Below are 25209 nucleotides of genomic sequence, written 5' to 3' on the forward strand. Positions count from 1 at the left end.
TAGGCCCGGCTTCTTTTTATCTCTTGTTTATCCTTATTAAAGATCTATATCTTAAATAAACAAGTACCAGTAGTACAAAAACCAAGAACCATTAATCGTCATTTGAACGGTATCGCTCCAGAAAGGAGGTGTTCCAGCCGCACCTTCCGGTACGGCTACCTTGTTACGACTTAGCCCCAATTACCAGTTTTACCCTAGGACGCTCCTTACGGTTACGTACTTCAGGTACCCCCGGCTTTCATGGCTTGACGGGCGGTGTGTACAAGGCCCGGGAACGTATTCACCGCGCCGTGGCTGATGCGCGATTACTAGCGAATCCAGCTTCATGGAGTCGGGTTGCAGACTCCAATCCGAACTGAGAGAGGTTTTGGGGATTAGCATCACGTCGCCGTGTAGCTGCCTGTTGTACCTCCCATTGTAACACGTGTGTAGCCCCGGACGTAAGGGCCGTGCTGATTTGACGTCATCCCCACCTTCCTCACATCTTACGACGGCAGTCTCTCTAGAGTCCTCAGCATGACCTGTTAGTAACTAAAGATAAGGGTTGCGCTCGTTATGGCACTTAAGCCGACACCTCACGGCACGAGCTGACGACAACCATGCAGCACCTTCACAAATGCCTTGCGGCTATAATCTTTCAACTATATTCATTTGCAATTTAAGCCCGGGTAAGGTTCCTCGCGTATCATCGAATTAAACCACATGTTCCTCCGCTTGTGCGGGCCCCCGTCAATTCCTTTGAGTTTCACCGTTGCCGGCGTACTCCCCAGGTGGAATACTTAACGCTTTCGCTTGGCCGCTTACTGTATATCGCAAACAGCGAGTATTCATCGTTTACTGTGTGGACTACCAGGGTATCTAATCCTGTTTGATACCCACACTTTCGAGCATCAGTGTCAGTAACAGTCTAGTCAGCTGCCTTCGCAATTGGAGTTCTTCGTGATATCTAAGCATTTCACCGCTACACCACGAATTCCGCTAACCTCTACTGTACTCAAGACTGACAGTATCAACTGCAATTTTACGGTTGAGCCGCAAACTTTCACAGCTGACTTACCAGCCCACCTACGCTCCCTTTAAACCCAATAAATCCGGATAACGCTCGCATCCTCCGTATTACCGCGGCTGCTGGCACGGAGTTAGCCGATGCTTATTCATAATGGTACATACAAAACACCACACGTGGCGCACTTTATTCCCATATAAAAGAAGTTTACAACCCATAGGGCAGTCATCCTTCACGCTACTTGGCTGGTTCAGACTTCCGTCCATTGACCAATATTCCTCACTGCTGCCTCCCGTAGGAGTTTGGACCGTGTCTCAGTTCCAATGTGGGGGACCTTCCTCTCAGAACCCCTATCCATCGTAGGTTTGGTGGGCCGTTACCCCGCCAACTGCCTAATGGAACGCATTCCCATCGATAACCGAAATTCTTTAATATTTTCAACATGCGAAGAAAATATACTATCGAGTATTAATCTTTCTTTCGAAAGGCTATCCCCGAGTTATCGGAAGGTTGAATACGTGTTACTCACCCGTGCGCCGGTCGCCAGCAGATTATTGCTAATCCCTGATGCCCCTCGACTTGCATGTGTTAAGCCTGTAGCTAGCGTTCATCCTGAGCCAGGATCAAACTCTTCATTGTAATAATATTGTTTGAATATTAACTCTTATATAAATAAAAGCCAATACCTTTTTAGCTCTGTTCAGGATACCGTAAAAATTTATTGACGATCTAATAATACCTAATAATAAGTATTGACGGTTCTTGTTTTTTACTTGTACTACTTGTATTGTTTATCAATATTTCAAAGAACGTGGCTTCTGATCAAATCTTCGATTCAAAAGCGGGTGCAAAGGTAAAACTCTTTAAGCAAACCACCAAACGTTTTGGAAAGTTTTTTTTAAAGTTAATCTTTCAGGTTTTTTCAACTTCAAATCAGTAAACTCTCTTGCGAAAGAACCATTCAAAATCGAAAGGCTGAAAACCTAAGCGAATCGGACTGCAAAGATACAAACTTTAATATTAAAACAACAACTCTTTTCGAAGTTATTTTTAATTTAATTTTTAAAGCGAATCAAAGTCACCTCAAAAGGAAACTACTGAAAAAAGTATCCGGAGAACCCATTCGGCCATCGAACCAAAGCAAAATGTCAATCAAAAGGCTTTGTCTCTCTTGCAAAGCGGATGCAAAAGTAGAGCATTAATTGTACATATTCAAATTTTATTGAACTTTATTTGTAAAAAAAAGAATCAATGAAATATAACTATCTATAAATCAATATTTAGCTAAAAATCTTTTAGAACGCATAAAACGATATTGAATCATCAAATTAGATAGTCATGCAACAAGTGAGACTAAATTATTATATCGAAAAGGAAACACACAACAACAATATCACCTTCAAAAGGAAACAAATCCGTAAATAATCAATCGACAAAATATTGGAGTTATAGTACGACTCTAATCATGGCTTACAACGGTAATTACCCATAAAGAATAAGAGATGGATAAGGATTCTGAATAATTCAGGGCTATTCAAAGTAGTCCAAAGGCATTTATGGTGATTATGTGAATATAAGAGTATATTGATTAAACTGGCTGGATCAATAGATCTGTCAGATGTAACGATATACGTTATATGCAATCGCACATAACTATGCACGTTTGTGTAATGTGGGTTATTACGTGTAGTTATGTACAGTGATAATGTACAGCGTGGCAATCATGCGCGGTAAGATGTAGATGTAGGTGTACCTAACATCAGTCAATGTCTCTTCATCTGTATATTCAATCGGGGCCTATCAATGGAGGTTTGAAGAAGAAAAGCTGCATCAGATTCATGGACGGGGTCAAAAGACATGGCACGATAGGAGATAACATAGCATCGAAGGAATGGGATGGAATGAAATAAGATGGGATGGGATGGTATGAGATAATGTAGCACAACATTGGATTGGATTAGATAAGAAGGCAAGGTAAGACAAGTTCAAACACTATTGCATGGTACAAAACAGCGCGGGCAGCACAAGACAGGACTGAAATAGAGGAACATATCAGTCGTCTCTTTACCGGAAGGATCAAAGAATGTATTCATCTCAGCAGAATTATCTTTAATATATCCGCTACCTTGCTTCTCCATTTTGGAGTTCAATTTGGTTGAAGCAAACTGACGATTAAGGGTACTAGTTGGTAATGTTCAGAAAAGTGTGTATGTTTTATTTCTTAGGCATAAATATTTCTCAAAAATATAATTATTCTGTTTTGATAAAAAGCTTTGATTCAAGAAAGTTGTAAATTGGATATTTAAATACATCTTTATTCATAGCCACATTGCCAAGCAATAATATCACAGAATCATAGTTTGGCATCGCACCACGCATTTTCAGCACTCTTTTAAAATCCTTATTGAGTCGTTCAATCCAATTGGTTGTATATATCATACCTCTTATTTCTCTCTCATATTTGAAATAAGTGAAATAGAATTTGTACCTTTCATGTTTATACCTTTTAAGCATGGGGTAACTCTTCACCCATTTATCTATAAAATCTAGAAATTGTTTATGTGAGCTTTCAGGGGTGGCCAAATCTTGATCCGGCCTAAATACTATCTGCATTTCAGCCGCAATTATTTTTTTATCTCGAGGTTTAATTTTCCCCAATATATTCCTCTTTAAATGCACCGTGCACAATTGGATATCTGCACCAGGAAATGCATGTGCGATAGAATTTTCAATACTAGATAAGCCATCGCATACAAATAAATTAATCTCACTAACTCCTCTTTCTTTTATATCATCGAATATATCAAGCCAGTTGGAAGCACTTTCGGTTGGGAAATTCACAATTGATAAGACCTCACGAGTTCTATCTTCTTTTACTCCTAATATTACGTAGTATGCTTCATTTGAAACCGAGTCATTGCGCCTGGTGGCAACATACGTAGCATCAATATAAACGATTGGATAACGTGCATCTAATCTACGGTTCAGCCACGCAGAAACATCTCCACGTGCCGTATCAAGGAGCCGGCTTACTTGACTCTTACTATAATGCTTACCGTAAAATTCCTCAGAGATATCACCAACTTGCTTGGTGGTCAAGCCTTGAGCGTATAAACTACAAATTAAGCGCTGAACTTCAGCTTCTTGATCTTTAAGTACCCCTAATAAAACAGGATAAAAGTTGCTCTCACGACTCCGAGGAACGCGAATCTCAAACATTTGACCGCCATGACATACTCGACGATCACGATAGCCATTACTCACATCATCAGTCTGAGAATTATAAATCTTACGCTCTGATTTCATTAAGGATTCCATCCCTAAACGGATTAATTCCTGAAATCCTTCTTTACCATTTGTAAGTGAAGAAATAATTTCAGACATTTGTTCTTGTGTAAATTCCATTTCTCTTTCATTTTAGGTTACAATACAAATCTAAGAAATATTGGGATTTACACACTTTTTAAAACACTATCTACTAGTTGCACCAGACAGCCCAGACCGATACCCAAGACAACGGCACGGCAGGGCACAAAAAAAAGACCCTTCGAAACATTACTGAATCGAAGGGTCAATCAAAATGGCGGCTACCTACTCTCCCACTGTTACGCAGTACCATCGGCGTGACGAGGCTTAACTTCTCTGTTCGGAATGGGAAGAGGTGGAACCCTCGTGCTATAACCACCTAAAAAAGGTTATGACATGTGTACAGTAAAAATTTAGACTCCTAAAAAGGATAGCTAAATGGATATAACAAACAACGCGCGTTTGTAAGAAAGTGCACGGGCAATTAGTAACGCTCGGCTTTGATGTTGCCACCTTTACACCTGCGTCCTATCAACGTCATCGTCTATAACGACCCTAAGAAATCTAATCTTGTGGCCGGCTTCGTACTTAGATGCTTTCAGCACTTATCCGATCCCGACTTAGATACCCAGCGATGCACCTGGCGGCACAACTGGTAAACCAGAGGTCAGTCCAACACGGTCCTCTCGTACTAGTGTCAGAGCCACGCAAATTTCATACGCCCACGATAGATAGAGACCGAACTGTCTCACGACGTTCTGAACCCAGCTCGCGTGCCACTTTAATGGGCGAACAGCCCAACCCTTGGGACCTTCTCCAGCCCCAGGATGTGACGAGCCGACATCGAGGTGCCAAACCCCTCCGTCGATATGAGCTCTTGGGAGGGATCAGCCTGTTATCCCCGGAGTACCTTTTATCCTTTGAGCGATGTCCCTTCCATGCGGAAACACCGGATCACTATGCTCTAGTTTCCTACCTGATCGACTTGTCTGTCTCCCAGTCAAGCACCCTTATGCCATTACACTCTACGGACGGTTACCAATCGTCCTGAGGGTACCTTTAGAAGCCTCCGTTACACTTTTGGAGGCGACCACCCCAGTCAAACTACCCACCAAACAATGTCCTCGCAAAAGCGAGTTAGAACTCAAACAATCAAAGGGTCGTATTTCAACAGCGACTCCACAAATACTAGCGTACCTGCTTCAAAGTCTCCGACCTATCCTACACATCAATGGCCCAAATTCAATGTTAAGCTATAGTAAAGGTTCACGGGGTCTTTTCGTCCCATCGCGGGTAATCGGCATCTTCACCGATACTACAATTTCACTGAGCTCACGGTTGAGACAGTGTCCAGATCATTACACCATTCGTGCAGGTCGGAACTTACCCGACAAGGAATTTCGCTACCTTAGGACCGTTATAGTTACGGCCGCCGTTTACTGGGGCTTCAATTCAATGCTTCTCTTGCGATGACATCTCCTCTTAACCTTCCAGCACCGGGCAGGTGTCAGGCTGTATACTTCATCTTTCGATTTTGCACAGCCCTGTGTTTTTGTTAAACAGTTGCCTGGACCTATTCTCTGCGCCCACATCGCTGTGGGACCCTTTATCCCGAAGTTACAGGGTCAATTTGCCTAGTTCCTTAACCGTGATTCACTCAAGCGCCTGAGTATATTCAACCCAACTACGTGTGTCCGTTTACGGTACGGGTACCTCAAAGATTATGTTTAGCGGATTTTCTTGGGAGTATGGTTACATGCGCTATTGAATTGTTCCGAAGAACGCTCCATACTATCAGGTTCGACTCTCGATACGGATTTGCCTGTATCGATCAACATCTACACCCTTTAACGAACATCCGTCTGTTCGCGGCATTGTCACTCCTCCGTCCCCACGTCACTCTTAAAGGTAGTACAGGAATATTAACCTGTTCTGCCATCGGCATCACCTGTCGGCTGAGCCTTAGGACCCGACTAACCCTGATCCGATTAGCGTTGATCAGGAAACCTTAGTCTTTCGGCGAGGGGGTTTCTCACCCCCTTTATCGTTACTTATACCTACATTTGCTTTTCCACAAGCTCCAGACAAGCTTACGCTTGGCCTTCAACGCGTAGTGGAATGCTCCCCTACCGATATTTACATATCCCACAGCTTCGGTAATACACTTAATGCCCGATTATTATCCACGCCAAACTCCTCGACTAGTGAGCTGTTACGCACTCTTTAAATGAATGGCTGCTTCCAAGCCAACATCCTAGCTGTCTTAGCAATCTGACTTCGTTAGTTCAACTTAGTGTATATTTGGGGACCTTAGCTGGTGGTCCGGATTCTTCTCCTTTAGGACATGGACCTTAGCACCCATGCCCTCACTCCCGTGATTAAACTAATGCGCATTCGGAGTTTATCAAGACTTGATAGGCGGCGAAGCCCTCGCATCTTATCAGTCGCTCTACCTCACATTAGTAACTCACGAGGCTGCACCTAAATGCATTTCGGGGAGTACGAGCTATCTCCAAGTTTGATTAGCCTTTCACCCCCACCCTCAACTCATCCAGAAGCTTTTCAACGCTTATTGGTTCGGTCCTCCAGCTAGTGTTACCTAGCCTTCAACCTGGTCAAGGGTAGATCACTTGGTTTCGCGTCTACTCCTACCGACTATACGCCCTATTCAGACTCGCTTTCGCTTCGGCTGCAGATCTCAAGATCCTTAACCTGGCCGGTAAAAGTAACTCGTAGGTTCATTATGCAAAAGGCACGCCGTCACAGCATAAAGCTGCTCCGACCGCTTGTAGGCGCACGGTTTCAGGGACTATTTCACTCTTCTATTCGAAGTGCTTTTCACCTTTCCTTCACAGTACTGGTTCGCTATCGGTCTCTCGGGAGTATTTAGCCTTACCGGATGGTCCCGGCAGATTCAGACAGGATTTCACGTGTCCCGCCCTACTCAGGATACCACTAGGATCTTTTAAACTTCGAATACGCAACTATCATGCGCTATGGTTGAACTTTCCAGATCATTCTTCTCATTTAAACAGATTCCACAACGTGGTCCTACAACCCCATCACATGCCGTAACATGGATGGTTTGGGCTGTTCCCCGTTCGCTCGCCACTACTAGGGGAATCATTATTATTTTCTTTTCCTACAGGTACTAAGATGTTTCAGTTCCCTGCGTTAGCCTCCTGACATAATCAGGATGATATTTCTTCAAAATATCAGGTTGTCCCATTCGGAAATCCGCGGATCAAAGGTTATTTGCACCTACCCGCAGCTTATCGCAGCTTATCACGTCCTTCATCGCCTCCGAGAGCCAAGGCATCCGCCATGCGCCCTTATTTACTTTCTTACAAACGTTCACTGTTACTATAAAAGTAACATGCGTAAAGTTTGATATATACTTTTAGCTCTTACTAAATTTTTACTTTTTGTACAACATGTCAAAGATCGTTTTTCTTATGTCTCAAAGAAAAGGTGGAGAATAACGGATTCGAACCGTTGACCCCCTGCGTGCAAGGCAGGTGCTCTAGCCAGCTGAGCTAATCCCCCGAAGTAACAAAAAAAGAGATGGTCATCCAAATCTCGTACATCGGTAGTCCCAGGCAGAGTTGAACTGCCGACCTCTACATTATCAGTGTAGCGCTCTAACCAACTGAGCTATAGGACTGTCAGTACACTCGTGCCTAAAATAGGCCCGGCTTCTTTTTATCTCTTGTTTATCCTTATTAAAGATCTATATCTTAAATAAACAAGTACCAGTAGTACAAAAACCAAGAACCATTAATCGTCATTTGAACGGTATCGCTCCAGAAAGGAGGTGTTCCAGCCGCACCTTCCGGTACGGCTACCTTGTTACGACTTAGCCCCAATTACCAGTTTTACCCTAGGACGCTCCTTACGGTTACGTACTTCAGGTACCCCCGGCTTTCATGGCTTGACGGGCGGTGTGTACAAGGCCCGGGAACGTATTCACCGCGCCGTGGCTGATGCGCGATTACTAGCGAATCCAGCTTCATGGAGTCGGGTTGCAGACTCCAATCCGAACTGAGAGAGGTTTTGGGGATTAGCATCACGTCGCCGTGTAGCTGCCTGTTGTACCTCCCATTGTAACACGTGTGTAGCCCCGGACGTAAGGGCCGTGCTGATTTGACGTCATCCCCACCTTCCTCACATCTTACGACGGCAGTCTCTCTAGAGTCCTCAGCATGACCTGTTAGTAACTAAAGATAAGGGTTGCGCTCGTTATGGCACTTAAGCCGACACCTCACGGCACGAGCTGACGACAACCATGCAGCACCTTCACAAATGCCTTGCGGCTATAATCTTTCAACTATATTCATTTGCAATTTAAGCCCGGGTAAGGTTCCTCGCGTATCATCGAATTAAACCACATGTTCCTCCGCTTGTGCGGGCCCCCGTCAATTCCTTTGAGTTTCACCGTTGCCGGCGTACTCCCCAGGTGGAATACTTAACGCTTTCGCTTGGCCGCTTACTGTATATCGCAAACAGCGAGTATTCATCGTTTACTGTGTGGACTACCAGGGTATCTAATCCTGTTTGATACCCACACTTTCGAGCATCAGTGTCAGTAACAGTCTAGTCAGCTGCCTTCGCAATTGGAGTTCTTCGTGATATCTAAGCATTTCACCGCTACACCACGAATTCCGCTAACCTCTACTGTACTCAAGACTGACAGTATCAACTGCAATTTTACGGTTGAGCCGCAAACTTTCACAGCTGACTTACCAGCCCACCTACGCTCCCTTTAAACCCAATAAATCCGGATAACGCTCGCATCCTCCGTATTACCGCGGCTGCTGGCACGGAGTTAGCCGATGCTTATTCATAATGGTACATACAAAACACCACACGTGGCGCACTTTATTCCCATATAAAAGAAGTTTACAACCCATAGGGCAGTCATCCTTCACGCTACTTGGCTGGTTCAGACTTCCGTCCATTGACCAATATTCCTCACTGCTGCCTCCCGTAGGAGTTTGGACCGTGTCTCAGTTCCAATGTGGGGGACCTTCCTCTCAGAACCCCTATCCATCGTAGGTTTGGTGGGCCGTTACCCCGCCAACTGCCTAATGGAACGCATTCCCATCGATAACCGAAATTCTTTAATATTTTCAACATGCGAAGAAAATATACTATCGAGTATTAATCTTTCTTTCGAAAGGCTATCCCCGAGTTATCGGAAGGTTGAATACGTGTTACTCACCCGTGCGCCGGTCGCCAGCAGATTATTGCTAATCCCTGATGCCCCTCGACTTGCATGTGTTAAGCCTGTAGCTAGCGTTCATCCTGAGCCAGGATCAAACTCTTCATTGTAATAATATTGTTTGAATATTAACTCTTATATAAATAAAAGCCAATACCTTTTTAGCTCTGTTCAGGATACCGTAAAAATTTATTGACGATCTAATAATACCTAATAATAAGTATTGACGGTTCTTGTTTTTTACTTGTACTACTTGTATTGTTTATCAATATTTCAAAGAACGTGGCTTCTGATCAAATCTTCGATTCAAAAGCGGGTGCAAAGGTAAAACTCTTTAAGCAAACCACCAAACGTTTTGGAAAGTTTTTTTTAAAGTTAATCTTTCAGGTTTTTTCAACTTCAAATCAGTAAACTCTCTTGCGAAAGAACCATTCAAAATCGAAAGGCTGAAAACCTAAGCGAATCGGACTGCAAAGATACAAACTTTAATATTAAAACAACAACTCTTTTCGAAGTTATTTTTAATTTAATTTTTAAAGCGAATCAAAGTCACCTCAAAGGGAAACTACTGAAAAAAGTATCCGGAGAACCCATTCGGCCATCGAACCAAAACAAAATGTCAATCAAAAGGCTTTGTCTCTCTTGCAAAGCGGATGCAAAAGTAGAGCATTAAGCGGCAATACACAAATCCATCAGAAGGTTTTTTCTGAGTTTTTTTAAAGATAATAGATAAAGGGTTGAAAAATAGACAGGTTACAAAACATAGTTTTAGAGGGGTGAGTCAAGGGGCGGAAAAACAAACACCATATAATATTCACACGTGCGTGCGTGAATGTGCGAGCGCGCGGATACCCGCGATTACGGGCGCGGGTGTTCGCATGCGCACGCGCGTGCATGCATGTATTACAAGTTACACGATGTGCAGCTTGGGAAGGGACGAGTGCAGAGGAGAACTACTTCCCATTTCTTGATCATAACTTTGCAGATTTTACTTTCGGTCAACTTAAAGAAACAGTAGCCAGTCTATAATCTATCATACTTATCGCTTATCTTCAAGCACCAATAACTTTATAGAGGCTCTCCCTTGAGGTTGTTTTTTTAAAATGAGTCGAGTAGGCTTGAGCATTTCAGCTCAAGCCTCTCACAGAACCGTGCGTGACAGTCTCCCGCCACACGGCTCTTCTTATTCAAACTATATGAGATTTCCGTATATTCGATGTCGGTGTAACACCCCATACCCAATGATAGAATAGGCTTTTCTCCTTTTCGGAGATATTCCCCAACCAGTAATAAGCACGATATGGTTTTCCACGATAGCGCTTATATTTGGCCGTTACCCATCTGGCTAAGAGTCGATTCACTTCTTCTAGAAGGATTTTGAGTCGGGTTGGATAGAACTTCCCATAGTAGGTTATCCATCAACAAAGCACAGGATTAATCTTTTCTGCAATAGTTTCTAACTGATGAAACGTACGTCTCTTAAGCTGCCAGCCACGTATCTTCTCACGAATACGATTCATTGATTTGTTGCTGATTGCAGGCAGATAGCCTGTAAATAATATACCGTTCTTATCCACCGCTTTACGGGGACTAAAAGTATAACCAAGAAAGTCAAACGAGATATTTCCATAATTGCCTTTCCTACGGTTATCCTTACAGTAAACAATCCTTGTTTTATCTTCATTCAAGGCCAATTTGCAATCAGCAAATCTTTGTTGAACGGAGACTTTCAGTGCTTCGGCCCGGGCTCTTGTAGAACAATGACAGATAGTATCATCCGCATAGCGTTCAAAAGGAACATCCGAATGATATCTGATCATCCACATATCGAAGACATAATGCAGAAATAAGTTGGCTAGAACAGGACCGATAACGGAACCTTGCGGAACACCTTTATCTCTGTCTATCACAATACCATCTTTAAGTTCATAAAATACTTTCAACCATCGTTCAATGTAAAGCAATACCCACTGACAATCAGTGTGTAATCTAACAGACTTCATCAATAACTCATGATCAATCGTATCAAAGAACTTGCTAACATCCATGTCCAATACCCAGTCATACTTCCAACAACGCTCACGAGCTTTGGCAATTGCATCGTGTGCGGAACGTTTTGGCCGATAGGCATACGAATCCACATGAAAACAAGGCTCTATTTGCGGCTCGATAATCATAACGGCTGCCATCTGAGCTACTCTGTCTCCAACGGTTGGTATACCTAACGGACGCTTGCCTCCATTCGACTTTGGTATTTCTACCAATTTTACCGACGGAGGGAAGTAACAGCCCGAACTCATGCGGTTCCTGATTTTATAAAGATTGTCTTTGAGATTCTTCTCAAAATCACTAATCGACACACCATCTATTCCTGCACTCCCATGGTTTGCTTTCACTCTTTGGAAAGCTTCCATAATTAAATACTTTGAAATCTCATAAGGTTTTGCATTTTGCATTTGAATCCTCCTACATTTAATCGTTGTACAATTGTAATTTGCTGAATAAGCTGTTCCCTTCGCTCCATTTCCATTACAGAAACTTCATCACTACTACAAAACACTCCGCCCCTGCACTTAGTCATTGGTACGCTCATGCTTGCAGGCCTACTGCCTGAATTTCTCCCTTGACATACTAAGACAGGTTCCTGCGTTCCAGGTAAAAGCCTCCATACAAGTCATGCTATCTTAACACCGGATACCACTCAGACAGTAAGCAGGTTTCTTCTGAATTTATCCCGAATCAAGCAGAAGGATTCGGTTCTGACATCATCTAACAGTTTTCGATGCTTCATCAATAGTTCCCTTGCGGTCATCTCTTATACAGGTACCTGCCGGCTTGTGCCGACTTTTAATGTATCGTTCACCACCTTGTCTCTTTAACAAAGCAGCATACAACACTGGTGCAACCAACTCCTGTAAGTCGGTTACGAGGGGCCAACCCTCATCTTTTACATAGTTACAAACATTGCAGCCAAACAATGTTTTCACAGCACACTCTGCCATCTGCCACAAAACAAGTTTTAAATGACTGAATTTGAATCGTTTGAGTGCGTTGCAGATAGATGTTGCAGATGGGTGTAAGATCAACGATCTGCAACACCACGAACATGTGTTTACTTAACCACACAAATAATAAAATAAATATACACATTATTTAAATGCAACCTAGGATGAGAATCGTTACTAATAAATAAAAGACACACTTGAATTTATTTTTTGAGATCAATACAACCAATTCATCTTATCAATTAAGAAGGAAGGCAAACAGCGAGATTTATTAATAAATCTAAACACAAAAAACAATAAAAGCACTCCTATAACACACCGTATAGTTTCCATAGCGCATTGCGCTATTCCACCACGACATCGTGCTATTTATTTAAGACATTGCACCATTTATTTACCACATCGCGCTATTTTCAACGATTTATCGATAACAGAAATCATTAATGATCAATAGAAAGATGAAAAACCGATCAAAAAAAAACTATTTGTTGAATAACTGAGAGATGATGAAAACGACAATAGATAAATAACAAAGTCGTAAGATAAAAAAGAGAATTAATTTATCTGGCACTGGAACAAAATGCCCTATTCATAAGCATTTGGAGTACAAGGATGATGAAAGTCTAAGAGTGAGAAGGTGTAAGATAAACAACAAAATAAGAATTTCCAGGAGAGAATAAGACGTATTAGTCTTAGATCCCCTGATCGTAAACATGAAAAAGAGAACCGTAGCTCTCGAATATAAGAACCGTAGTTCAGTGCCATAACGACCGTATTTTGGCCTCATAACGACCGCACCTCACGATCACAACGACCGTACTTCATCGGCACAAGCACCGTATCTCAGCGTTACAACGACCGCATCTTGTTAGTTAACTATTTTGGTTGACCGTTTTTTGTCTTATTCACCATGTCGGTTGACTTTGATTAAACTTACTTTTAAATAGAATTGACTGTTTGTAAATCTTATAATTTAACCCTCGTTAATCTGTGTAAGACAAAATACCCTATTGGTCGTTAATACCCTGTTTTCAAACGATTCCTCTAAAATTGGAAATAGATAAAAGGTTGAATATCGCTACTTTTGACCTGTATAACAAGATAAACCAGAGCCGTCAACAGGAGCACTTTACCTAAAATAGGAAGACGAGTGACTCCTTTGGAACAAATCTTCTCCCAGCTCTCCGGAGCAAAATGCAATAAAAAACCGAGAAGCATCAAAGCAAAAACATGCCAATAGCCCTCAACTAATTGACTAAAGACTTCAGGATGGAAGCTCGTGAAAATCTGGGAAAGCATATCCAGTGAATTATTAAAATCAGAATTTCGAAAGAATATCCAGCAAAAACAAACAAAATGAAACGTAATCACAACACCTATCATTCGTTTCCAAAGAGACTTCTTCTCTGATTGACCCGTCAACGACAACCACAGCTTATGTACAGCCAAAGCTACACCATGGAATAGCCCCCAGAAAACAAAGTTCCATGACGCTCCATGCCATAATCCGCCTAAGAACATTGTGATGATCAAATTCAAGTACTGACGTAATTTACCCTTTCTATTACCTCCTAAGGAGATATAAAGATAATCCCGTAGCCAACTAGATAACGAGATGTGCCAACGACGCCAAAATTCAGTAATAGAAGCCGACTTGTAAGGAGAATTAAAGTTGATATTAAAGTGGAACCCAAGCAGCAATGCGATACCAATAGCCATATCACTGTAACCCGAAAAATCACAATAGATCTGTAGCGCATACCCATAAACACCTATCAAATTCTCAACACCCGAATAAAGCATCGGGTTATCGAAGATCCGCTCTACAAAATTCACACTAATATAATCAGAGATCACCGCCTTCTTAAAGAGCCCTGCCACTATCAAGAAAACACCATGTCCCAACATCTCCTGCGAAACCCAAAGCGGTTTTCTGATCTGAGGAATAAAATCACGCGCACGCACGATCGGGCCTGCAACCAACTGAGGGAAAAACGAGACATAAAAGGCGTAATCAAGAATCTGATTCAAAGGCTGAATTTCCTTGCGATACACATCAATGGTATAACTCAGCGACTGAAAGGTAAAGAAGGAAATCCCCACCGGTAAGAAAATATCAAGAGCCTCAAACGGTCTATTAAGCAAATTAGCAAAACACTCACCAAAGAAATTAGTGTATTTAAAATAACACAACAACCCTAGATTGATCGACAAGCTTAATACCACTAAACCTTTACGTTTCCAAGAGACAGAAAGGGCAGACATTCCACGAGCGATAAGGAAATCGGACACTGTCACAATAGCCAATAGAAAGAAATAAGTCCCACTACTTTTATAATAAAAATAATAAGAGAAAGCCGTAACAAACAATAAACGCGCAGTCTGTTTACGTTGCAACAGCACATAAATCAGCATAAATGCAGCAAACAACCACAAAAAGACGCCACTACTAAATATCATAGGCGACTGAGCATTATAACTCAACACCTCTTTTAAACGTGTAAGATCAAGATCAATGGGAAACAACATACTTATTATAAGCTTTAATAAATGCTCGATAAAACAAATCACCTTGGAACAAATAACCATCAGCAAAGAAATGCACATGATCAGGCCTCATCAACCCACTATCGATCCAGTTCTCACAAGCTCTTTGGCGCCCACCAACGACTGCATACAAATCCCACACGGCCAGTTGATGAGCGTTGGCATATCGTTTGATCGTCGTAACCGCCTTTTCGGTACGAGGATTCACGACATAGCGGCTTCGACGCCGACGATAGCGTATACGTTCGAAAGATCCCGGAGGGGTGGTTAAAATAATAGGTATTTTAGGCAAGCTATCTCTCAAAAGAGAAATCAATTCATTCATTTGGTGATAATGTGGATTTTCCTGATAAGACCGATTATGACTTTCATTGGTGCCAAATGATAAAATCAAAAGGTCCGGTTTCTTCTTAGCGACTTCCATGATTCTGTTCGGATGAGTAAATGTTAAGCAAGTCGCCCCATTTACTCCCATATCAACATAGTCGATGCCCTGAAACGTGCGAGTCAGTAATTCTCCAATTCTTTGAGGGAAGATATGTCCCCTCACATGACTATCTCCAATATGCACAATATGCAACGTATCTCCTTTATTGCCAGAAAGCATCTCACGTAAACGGGAAAATATAGAATCCAACACAGTAGACTGGTTCTCAATCAGATTATCACCCATACCACGGAATCGCAAGGGAAAACTATCGGTCACTGCAATCGTATCGGCTAGTGAATAAACAGCACGATAAGGCTTCAGCCGCTTCATACGGTGAGATTTTGGAGCACGTACAGGTAAACGATCCTGAGCCCCTAACACTCCCGGAAACAACCATAGCAACAACAAACATCCCATCTTAAAAATAAGCAACGCCCTATTCTCCTTCATACGCCCGTCGTTTATCATGTTGCGATTTGCCATATAGTAATGTTTCATAAAGCAACTTAGCTAAATGTTTCCCTCCACGAAAATTGATATGAGTATAATCATAATTAGCCATTGCAGGTTTTGCTTGCACCATTTTTACAATGCTGCCCTCCCCTCCCATCGCTTCAAACATGTTCCAAAAAGCGATGCCACTTTTGGCCGCAATGTGCTGTTGATAACGAATCAAATTCTTTATGCCAGGCATCGTACGCAAATCCCCATTTTCTGTTCGATACTCTCGATCGCCAACACCGATCAATAAAAACCCAGCTTGAGGAAAGCACTCTTTCAGATGAGCAATTGATTTGAGAACACCCTTCATATAATTATCATAATTACGTCCACGTTCTGTCGCAACATTCAAACCATATTCCAATACGATTAAGTCATATGGGCGACAATCATTAAACCCTTTTAATATTGCTGAGGAAATATTCCTTAAAGTCAAACCAGAGCTTCCCCTCAAGGAGAAATTATCTAATACAAGTCCTTTATTACCATCCATTGCCATGCCATAGAACAAGACTGAATCGGCCTGATCAATCGACCAACGAACAGCACCTATCCGTCCCTCGATTTGAGCCATTTGAACTGTTCCAGATGGTGCAAAATTAAGTTTCTTATTCTCTCCTTTATTCACCCGTACAGCAAGAGAAAGCGAATCCTTATTCATAAAAAAGACGGAAGCTTTATAGCAAGTATCCAATAATGACGCATATTTATTTTGTCCGCGAAGCTCAGCATAAGCTCCAGAGCGAGGAACAAAATAATGCCCTGATATCCCTTGTTTGCTCCGATCAAAGAATACGGTATCAGTTACAGCATGACTCTTCCATCCGGAAAAAGAATGTCGAACCGTTGGGCGATATCCATTAGTCACCGAAGTCATCGGAACAAAACCAACCCCCCGTCCCCCAAATTTTTTCTGCAGCATTTCTCGTAAATCGGCCGTAAAAATATCCGCCTCAATAAATGAATCGCCAAAAAATGCAACGCGCACCAAACCATTTTCTTGATGGATTCGATCTAAAGCATTATAGAAAGGGGTCATACCACGCTTTGTTGAATCGCCATAGTCTTCAATACAGGTCATCCCCGTCAGACAAGTGTCAACAAATATAGGTTTAACAACCGGCAGCAGATTTAGACTATCATTTTGAACAGAATCAACCTCTATCGTAGGTAGACGTAAGTCACCAAGCAAATCAACTTTTCGCAAGACATGCCCTTCCAGAGTCAATGTAGGAAGAAAATAAAGAGCCAATAAAGCGATAAGTAAACCTAATATTAGTCCTAACGAATATTTTAACTGATTTCTCATAGATTATCCATTTTAGGTTGCAAAGATAGATAAAAGCACTAAAAAGGAGGGAGAATGACATATTTTAATGCACTCTCCCTCCTTTTTTAATTTTAACAGAATAATTGCCTAAATCATTCGTTCTATATTCCAAACAAATGCACGAAGCCCTAATTGTTCCTTAGCCTTGTCCATCTTTTCAAGGGCTGCCATCAGCGGTTCCACCTTATTATCCTCCACAATGGTGATAATCGTAGAACACATTGCCGGCCAAGCATGACTTCCATAATGCGGATCTCCGGTTTTTGAGCCACGCCCTTGTACTTTATCTAAATAAGTAAACCCTCTACAGTTCAATCGATCGAGTAATGATATAATGTTATCATAATGAGCCTGATCAAAAGCTATTAATATAGATTTCATATCTTTCTTTATTTAATTTTCTAATAGTTCACTGTGCTTTTTCTTTCTTAAAGCTTTACGTTTTCTCTTAATTCCAGTGCCGGCAAATGAACAATACAGCGTTGGGATCAAAATCAAAGTCAACACGGTAGACACCGACAATCCTCCGATAACAGCAACAGCCATCGGGCTCCACATCTCAGCACCTTGGCCGGTACTAACTGCCATAGGAATCATACCAAGCACAGTTGTAGCAGTTGTCATCAACACCGGACGTAAACGGCTTCTTCCTGCAGTAATTACAGAGTTAATCACAGCTAATCCGCGTTCACGACATAATGTAATATAGTCAATAAGCACAATACCATTCTTCACCACAATACCAATCAACATGATTGCTCCAAGCAAACTCATCACACTCAAGGTCTTCTGAGTGATAAACAACCCCATCAGTACCCCACTAAATGCAAACGGAAGAGAGAACATGATGATAAATGGGTAAGTCAAAGACTCAAACTGGGCAGCCATTACAATAAAGACTAATATAATGATCAACAAAGCCAAAGTTCCTAAATCTCTAAAAGAGTCCTGCTGATCCTCATACGATCCGGCAACTTGTACACTAAGTTCAGATGGAATATCCATCTTTGAAATTATCTCCTTACCAGCGGCTACAACATTACCAAGAGGAGCGCCGGAAATTACTGCAGAAACGGTAACAATACGCTCTCTATCCTTACGTTCAATAGTTGGCGGAGCAAATTTTTCAACAACCTTTCCAACATCCTTCACTCGTACAGATTCGCCTTTGGCATTGTAAATCAAAATATTTTCAAGACTCTCAATGCTTGTACGGAACTCCGGAGCATAACGTACTTTAATATCATACTCATCACCATCTTCACGGAATTTAGAAGCCACAGCGCCATTAACTCGGTTACGTAAATAATTACCTGCAACCGATAAATTCAGACCATGTAAAGCTAATTTCTCACGATCAAACTCAACTTGATACTCCGGTTGGTAATCTTTTCGGCTAATATTAACCTCAGATACCCCTTTTACCTTGAGCAGTTCGCGCTTTAATTGCAGGGCAACGCTATCAGTCGCTTGCATATCATAACCATACACTTCAAAGTCAGCACTTGATTGAGCAGACATTCCACTATTACTACCTCCAAAAATAACCTGAGCCTTTGTAAATTCCGGATATTTCTTCAAATCTTCACGCATTGCATCACAAACTTCAGCAAGTGTCATGTCACGATCCCCAGGATCGACTAAACTAATATTGAAGGAAATAATGTGCGATCCGTTATCTTGCATAGAAGCCCAGCTATTGTCCGAGTCAGCTTGTCCAACAGTATAGTTACATACTCGAATTACCGATTTATATTCAGTCATCCACTGACTAGCTAAACGTTCGGAAACTTGTTGCGCCATCTCTTTGCGAGTTCCAATAGGCAATTCTAGTTTTACCGCAATACGAGCATTATCTTGTGCCGGGAAAAATTCGGTACCGATTCTTTTAGCACAGAGCAAACTAACGACAAAAAACAAGATACAACCGATCACAACGATCCAACGATGACGAACTGCCCAATTCAAGGTTTTGGCATATCCATTATCAAGTTTATCCAAACCCTTTTCAATCGGCTTGAATATCTTTTTCAACCCGCCGGATTGTTTCTTCTCCAAACGCAACAACTGAGAACAAAGCATAGGTGTTAGTGATAAAGCAGCCACAGTAGAAATAAACATAATCGCACACATCATCCAACCCAACTGTTTAAACATCACACCAGACATACCTCCCACCATTGTTAATGGAAAGAACACAGCAATCATAGTTAAAGTTGAAGCAATTACCGAAATTGCAACTTCATTAGTACCATGAACAGCAGCTTGTTTAGGATCGGCACCTCTCTCGATATGAGTCGTCACGTTCTCTAACACCACGATCGCATCATCGACCACCATACCAATAGCAATAGATAACGATGAGAGTGATATAATATTAATGGTATTACCTGTTACTGCCAAATAAATAAACGAGGCAATCAGTGACAATGGGATGGTAATACAAATAATCAAAGTCGCCCTCCAACGCCCTAAGAAGAGGAATACTACAATGACCACAAACAATAGAGCGTACATTACCGTTTCAGTCAAACTATCAATGGTATTCAAAATATTGTCAGACGTATCGACAATGACTCCAAGCTTAACATCACTCGGCAAGTTCTTCTGTAATTCAGGCAAGACCTCAGCAACTTTCTTAGAAATATCCACAGAATTGGCTCCAGATTGCTTTTGAACAATGATCATTGCCCCTTGCACACCATTATTGTAAGTATCTTGCGAGCGTTCTTCAATCGTATCGACCACTTTCGCTACATCACGAAGATAAACATTAGCCCCGTTAGACGTTCCTACAACGATATCCTCTAATGCCTTAGTATCTCTAAACTCACCTTCAACCCGCAAAGAATAAGTCTCTGTACCAATATCGAAATTACCACCAGGAATATTCTTATTCTCAGCTCCAATAATTGAGCTGATTGTTTCAACACTCAAATGATATGCTTCCAATTTATTCGGATCACAATAAACCTGAATTTCACGCTGAGGAGCACCTGCGATAGAAACTGTTCCGACACCAGGTATACGCGCCAAAGGATTCACGACCCTATCATCTAGTATCTTATAAAGTGCCGCCTGGCTCTCATCAGCTTGCACAGATAATAACACGATAGGAATCATATCCGTACTAAACTTAAAGATGACAGGTGTTTCAACAGCGTCTGGCAAATGAGAGCTCACCATGTCTAGTTTATCACGGACATCATTAGTTAGAACATCAATATCATTACCATACTCAAACTCCAAAGTAATGAGTGACATGTTCTCTGATGAACGTGACGTGATATGCTTTAGATTACTCACCGCATTTAAAGAGTTTTCCAGCGGACGAGTAACATTATTTTCGATATCCGAAGCACTTGCTCCTGGATAAGCAGTCAATACCATAATTGTATTTGTATCAATATCCGGATACAAATCAATTGGTAGTTTAGATAAAGAAAAAAGACCAAATATTACCACTGCCAAAAAGCAGAGGGAGGTCATAATCGGTTTTTTAACCGCTCCTTCGTATAAACTCATAATATGAATCTAGCTAATGAATGACCAAAGCCACCAACTAATCTGGCTCGATCTATTCAACATTAATAATTTATTTTTCTACCTCCACTTCAAGACCGTTAATCAAACGTGCTTGACCAGCAATAACCACTTGCGAATGATTGGGCACACCTGATTTCAACTCATATTCATTTCCCATACGACGTCCAAGTTCAACCTTGTTATAAGATACTTTTCCATTATCATAAACATAAACATAACGATCGCCAGAACCAGCTTGCTTTACCACAGCACGATCAGGCACAACCACATTATCAACTGTTCCAAAGTTTAAAGTAACGCGGGCAAACATACCTGGGCGCACACGTTCTTTTCTATTATCTAGTTTGATTTCCACAGGGAATGTGCGTGTCACCGGATCAATAGTTGGATATACCAGACTGATGCGTCCATTAAAGATTTCATCTCCATAAACATCTAACTTAATCTCTACAGGAGTTCCTTTTTTTACCTTTGTGAAATAGCTCTCCGAGATGTTGATAAGAAGTTTTACCGGAGTAATCTGCTCGATCGTTAAAACAGGTTTACCAGAGCTGTATAAATCGCCATTATCATAGTTACGTGCTGTTACAACTCCATTAATCGGACTAAGCAAAGCCGTATTTTCAAGCAAATTCTTATAAGCTGTCTTTTTCACGTCCAATGCTGTTTTCATTGCATCCCAATCAGATTTAGAGACTCCTCCGACTTTATAAAGTTCATCTACACGCTTAAACTCCATTTGTTGATTTTCCAACTGCAATTTAGCTTGTTTCAAAGCAGCGGCATCCATTTGTACCAACTTCTGCCCTTTACCAACATGGTCACCAACTTCCACCAAAATTTTATCGATACGAACAGGAGAAACAGGTGCTATATTATTCTTAATCTCAGCCTCAACTGTAGCTGTATATTCTTGAATCTGTTCTACAGGACGAGCTTGCACCGTAGCCAATTTTACTCTAGGTTTTTCAGCTCCATTATCTGCGACACGCTTTTCTTTACCCCCGCTACATGAACCTAAAATCATTATTAATAGCAGAAGAGTCCATTGAAAATTCTTATTCATATTTTTATCTTTTTAGTTTTTCAAAATTACATTTATTCTTTTCCCATCAATTTGTCCAAGTCAGATTTAGCGACTAAATAGTCATAAATAGACTGATTATAAGCAAGCTGAGCTTGGGTTAAAGAAACCTGAGACGTATTCAACTCAAGGACTGTCCCCTTACCTACTTCATAACGTTTTCCAGCTATTTCAACAGCCTTTTTGGCTTGTATCACATTTTCTCTATTACTTACAACCTGTTCTGAACTCTTCTTCATGTTATCCCTATAGGTTGTGACCTGCATATTCAATTTGCGCTCAGTATCTACCCTATTGTACTCCAACTGGTCAAGCTGAACACGCACCGATTTCACCTTTGTGAAATTACTTGCTTTAAACAACGGGATACTGACATTCAACATAATAGACGAACTATTTCCCCAATTATAGTTAAAGACATTAAAGTTCGGATTATAGAGTGATTGATATTGGTATGAATAACTCAAAGACAATGTTGGCATAAAGTTTGTTTTAAGCAAACTTAAGTTTTTCTGAAGCAATTTCTTATTCAAGTCAAACTGTTTCATAGTCGTATTGTTTACTAAACCATGCTCAGAAGCCTCCAATTGTTCTCCAAATAAACTTGTCTCATAATTATCCAACTGATCTTTAATGTCTAAGTCAACATCAGCAGTAACACCCATCAAAACTTTCAACTGAAGTTTAGCTAATTTAACTGCATTATCAGCAGAAATCACATTCGGTTTAATACTACGCATCTGAACCTCAGCACTGATCTTATCAAATTCGCTCACTGTTCCTTGAGAAAATTTCTCAGATACGACTTTAAAGTTATCTTCAGCCAATTTATAGCTCGCTTTAAGTACACGGTAACTATCTTGTGCTAATATCAGTTGATAGTAAGCCTTAGTTACTTGGTTCATTAAATCAAGTTTTGAAGCACGTGATCGTTCCACAGCCAGCTCAATATCCGCTTTTGTCATTGACATGGTTTTGTAAACTCCAGGTGCAAAAACAGGAAGACTAATTGCAAATATTGCATTAGCTGTGTTTGAATTGTCTTTCCCCATTTTAAATGATTGTCCTCCAAGATTCATCTGAGCCGCCGTAATAGTATGATCTAACCGTCCGGTGATATCAACTTGTGGCAATAGGGTCTGCCAAGCCTGCTTATCCGCAATCTTTTTTAAAGTGATTTCCTTATCGGCAGCTTTTATTGTGGGATTCTCATCCAAAGCAACCTGTATCGCCTTCTCCAAAGTCAAAGTCAATACCTCTTTCTGTTCCTGAGCTTGCAAAAGACCAATCAGGCCAAAACACAGAATAGTCAAAAAAAATCTTTTACCAAAAAACATTTTCATCTTATCCATAAAATTTACTCTCTAGTTTAAGTATTATGTATATATCTCCTATTATTCTTTTATATCATCGAGTTTACCTTCGCGATAATCAACTAAAAATGCTTCTAATCTCTTCGCACCAAATTCAGTAGCGATTCCTCTCAAATAAGTAAACATTATCGATTCATAAACCTCTACAAACGGATAATCTTTACAAATATCTGTATTCAGTAAAAGCTCGAATTGTTCACGTACCAATAACGTTGCTATCTTAAAGTTAATATCCGATCGAAATAACCCTTGTTCAACACCTAATTTAAAGAACGAAATAGCCTGCTCGGAATCGATCTGCCGATTGTTCTTCATGATCTCATAAACTCTGGGATAACGTTTCAGATCTAGAAAGAAACGTCTATTTGTACTATGAATAGTCTGAAGGCTTTTCTTAAAAACCATCAAAATAACCTCTAGAACATCATTCGAATTCTCAAAAGCCTGTTGCGAATAGCGGTCCCTCTCATCTTTTAAATACAACAAACACTCTCTTAATAAAGCTTCTTTATCGGCAAAAACTTCATAAAGCGTACGTTTGGAGATTCCTAACAAAGCTGCTATCTCATCCATTGTAACACCCTTTATACCATTTTCCGCAAAAGCTTTTGTTGCTGTTTTTATTATTCTATCTTTTAATAACTCCTTAGAAGAATCTTCCTTTGACTGATTTACCATAAATCGTTTTTTCTTTTACTCATTAATAAGTGTCTTAAAAAATCAAAGAGAAGACACTTCGTTAAAAACCGAGGCAAATATACGCAGAAAACTTTATCATCATAAATAGTTTTCTACTTTTTATCATAGATTTAACTAATTTATAGAAAACAACCAAATCCTAAAAGACTGTTAATCAACCTCACAAAAATAGATCAATTACAGCATAGGGCCCAACAATAAACGACCATTATAGGGACAAAATCGACCAATAAAGGATTAAGAACGATGAATCATCGGTAAGACAAACGAAAATGCATGTCAACTCCTCTATAAAAGTCAAATAGAAACCACTAGAGTACACCTATAAATTACAATATAAAAACACTTATACAATGAAAAAGGTTAAATAAGAAATGATCAAAAAAAGAGGAGGAAAAGAAAAGGATTATCGCACAAAGATTAGAATATTGGAGAATAAAGCGTGAGATCATTTGCTAAAAACTTAAGGCTAACATTCTTTTCAATAAAAATCCCCTCCGATAGATTATAAAAAAATCTAATCGAAGGGGAAGTTCAATATTTTATTTATTGAAAATTATTTCTCAACAATATCAATTAATTGCATATCGAAAATTAAAGTAGAATAACCCAAAATGTCTCTATTTCCAGAAGCGCCATAGCCATATTTCCAAGGAATATAAATCTCACGGCGCTCACCCACTTTCATTCGTTGTAACATTTCAGTCCAGCCAGTGATCATCTCATTTACTTTAAGCTGGGCCTGCTTTGAGAACTCAAAACTCGGATCAGACTCCGTAAAATTGCCACCAAAAATTTCTCCTACAAAATTCCCTTTAGCATCAACAGAGCCAATAATCTTTGATCCTTTATAGAATACTAAAACGTCATCAGTGAACAAAGGCGAGACATCCTTTATAACAGGTTCTTGCCCCACTGGCGCAACAGCAGTTTTCTTTTTAAAGAAAAGATACCCATAAGGATCCGAAACCAAATGTATTGTATCTAAACCTCCATGATCTGTTTTTGTATCATATACATTCTGCAAAGAATCGATAAAAGCCTCATTACGTTCACGCCAATTATCATACAGACCAACTTCCTTGGTTTCGTCACAAGAAGTTACTAGCATAGACACAAGTAACATCAGTGTTAAAAAGCAGCTTTTTGTATTCATCTATT

Annotated in this window: 14 protein-coding genes, 2 tRNA genes and 4 rRNA genes; all 20 read right to left on the minus strand. The window is 40.6% G+C overall.

The window, feature by feature from the left end; all coding sequences use genetic code 11:
• Positions 1-121 precede the first annotated feature (121 nt).
• Positions 122-1645, minus strand: a 16S ribosomal RNA gene (locus AC4PG5_RS09115).
• 1346 nt (positions 1646-2991) lie between these two features.
• Positions 2992-3144 (minus strand): hypothetical protein, encoded by a 153-nt coding sequence (locus tag AC4PG5_RS09120; protein ID WP_492030773.1) that lies wholly within the window; start codon positions 3142-3144, stop codon positions 2992-2994.
• A 112-nt stretch (positions 3145-3256) separates the two neighbouring features.
• Positions 3257-4411, minus strand: coding sequence for an IS256 family transposase (locus tag AC4PG5_RS09125; protein ID WP_492028566.1), 1155 nt, complete (start codon positions 4409-4411; stop codon positions 3257-3259).
• 173 nt (positions 4412-4584) lie between these two features.
• Positions 4585-4695 (minus strand): 5S ribosomal RNA (gene rrf, locus AC4PG5_RS09130).
• A gap of 81 nt (positions 4696-4776) precedes the next feature.
• Positions 4777-7658: ribosomal RNA gene (locus tag AC4PG5_RS09135) — 23S ribosomal RNA — on the minus strand.
• 126 nt (positions 7659-7784) lie between these two features.
• Positions 7785-7858: transfer RNA gene (locus AC4PG5_RS09140), tRNA-Ala, on the minus strand.
• Positions 7859-7902: 44 nt separating this feature from the next.
• Positions 7903-7976 (minus strand) — tRNA-Ile (locus AC4PG5_RS09145).
• Positions 7977-8119: 143 nt separating this feature from the next.
• Positions 8120-9643: ribosomal RNA gene (locus AC4PG5_RS09150) — 16S ribosomal RNA — on the minus strand.
• Together the 16S, 23S and 5S rRNA genes with 2 tRNA genes alongside form the textbook arrangement of a ribosomal RNA operon.
• A 1077-nt stretch (positions 9644-10720) precedes the next feature.
• Entirely contained in the window at positions 10721-10948 is a 228-nt protein-coding gene (locus AC4PG5_RS09155) for a hypothetical protein (protein WP_492030729.1), read from the minus strand.
• Positions 10949-10951: 3 nt separating this feature from the next.
• Positions 10952-11947, minus strand: coding sequence for a group II intron reverse transcriptase/maturase (ltrA, locus tag AC4PG5_RS09160; protein ID WP_492028608.1), 996 nt, complete (start codon positions 11945-11947; stop codon positions 10952-10954).
• A gap of 351 nt (positions 11948-12298) precedes the next feature.
• Positions 12299-12535 (minus strand): hypothetical protein, encoded by a 237-nt coding sequence (locus AC4PG5_RS09165; RefSeq protein ID WP_492028609.1) that lies wholly within the window; start codon positions 12533-12535, stop codon positions 12299-12301.
• 1047 nt (positions 12536-13582) lie between these two features.
• Entirely contained in the window at positions 13583-15064 is a 1482-nt protein-coding gene (locus AC4PG5_RS09170) for an MBOAT family O-acyltransferase (protein WP_492030730.1), read from the minus strand.
• On the minus strand, positions 15051-15965 hold the full coding sequence (locus AC4PG5_RS09175; RefSeq protein WP_492028610.1) for an SGNH/GDSL hydrolase family protein: 915 nt from the start codon (positions 15963-15965) through the stop codon (positions 15051-15053). Before AC4PG5_RS09175 ends, AC4PG5_RS09170 begins: the two co-directional genes overlap by 14 nt.
• Entirely contained in the window at positions 15952-17325 is a 1374-nt protein-coding gene (locus AC4PG5_RS09180; RefSeq protein WP_492028611.1) for an SGNH/GDSL hydrolase family protein, read from the minus strand. Before AC4PG5_RS09180 ends, AC4PG5_RS09175 begins: the two co-directional genes overlap by 14 nt.
• Positions 17326-17433: 108 nt before the next feature.
• Positions 17434-17727 (minus strand): PG0541 family transporter-associated protein, encoded by a 294-nt coding sequence (locus AC4PG5_RS09185; protein WP_492028612.1) that lies wholly within the window; start codon positions 17725-17727, stop codon positions 17434-17436.
• A 12-nt stretch (positions 17728-17739) separates the two neighbouring features.
• Entirely contained in the window at positions 17740-20871 is a 3132-nt protein-coding gene (locus AC4PG5_RS09190) for an efflux RND transporter permease subunit (protein ID WP_492028613.1), read from the minus strand.
• 70 nt (positions 20872-20941) lie between these two features.
• The gene (locus AC4PG5_RS09195; protein WP_492028614.1) at positions 20942-21958 is read right to left on the minus strand and encodes an efflux RND transporter periplasmic adaptor subunit; all 1017 of its coding nucleotides are present in this window, start codon (positions 21956-21958) and stop codon (positions 20942-20944) included.
• Positions 21959-21990: 32 nt separating this feature from the next.
• Positions 21991-23328 carry a TolC family protein gene (locus AC4PG5_RS09200; RefSeq protein WP_492028615.1) on the minus strand — a complete coding sequence of 446 codons (1338 nt, stop codon included), beginning with the start codon at positions 23326-23328 and terminating at the stop codon, positions 21991-21993.
• 42 nt (positions 23329-23370) lie between these two features.
• The gene (locus AC4PG5_RS09205) at positions 23371-24027 is read right to left on the minus strand and encodes a TetR/AcrR family transcriptional regulator (protein ID WP_492028616.1); all 657 of its coding nucleotides are present in this window, start codon (positions 24025-24027) and stop codon (positions 23371-23373) included.
• A gap of 577 nt (positions 24028-24604) precedes the next feature.
• Entirely contained in the window at positions 24605-25204 is a 600-nt protein-coding gene (gene bamJ, locus AC4PG5_RS09210; protein WP_492028617.1) for a BamJ family beta-barrel-assembly machinery protein, read from the minus strand.
• Between the last annotated feature and the right edge of the window lie 5 nt (positions 25205-25209).

Source organism: Bacteroides sp. QWL-09, from assembly GCF_058683585.1.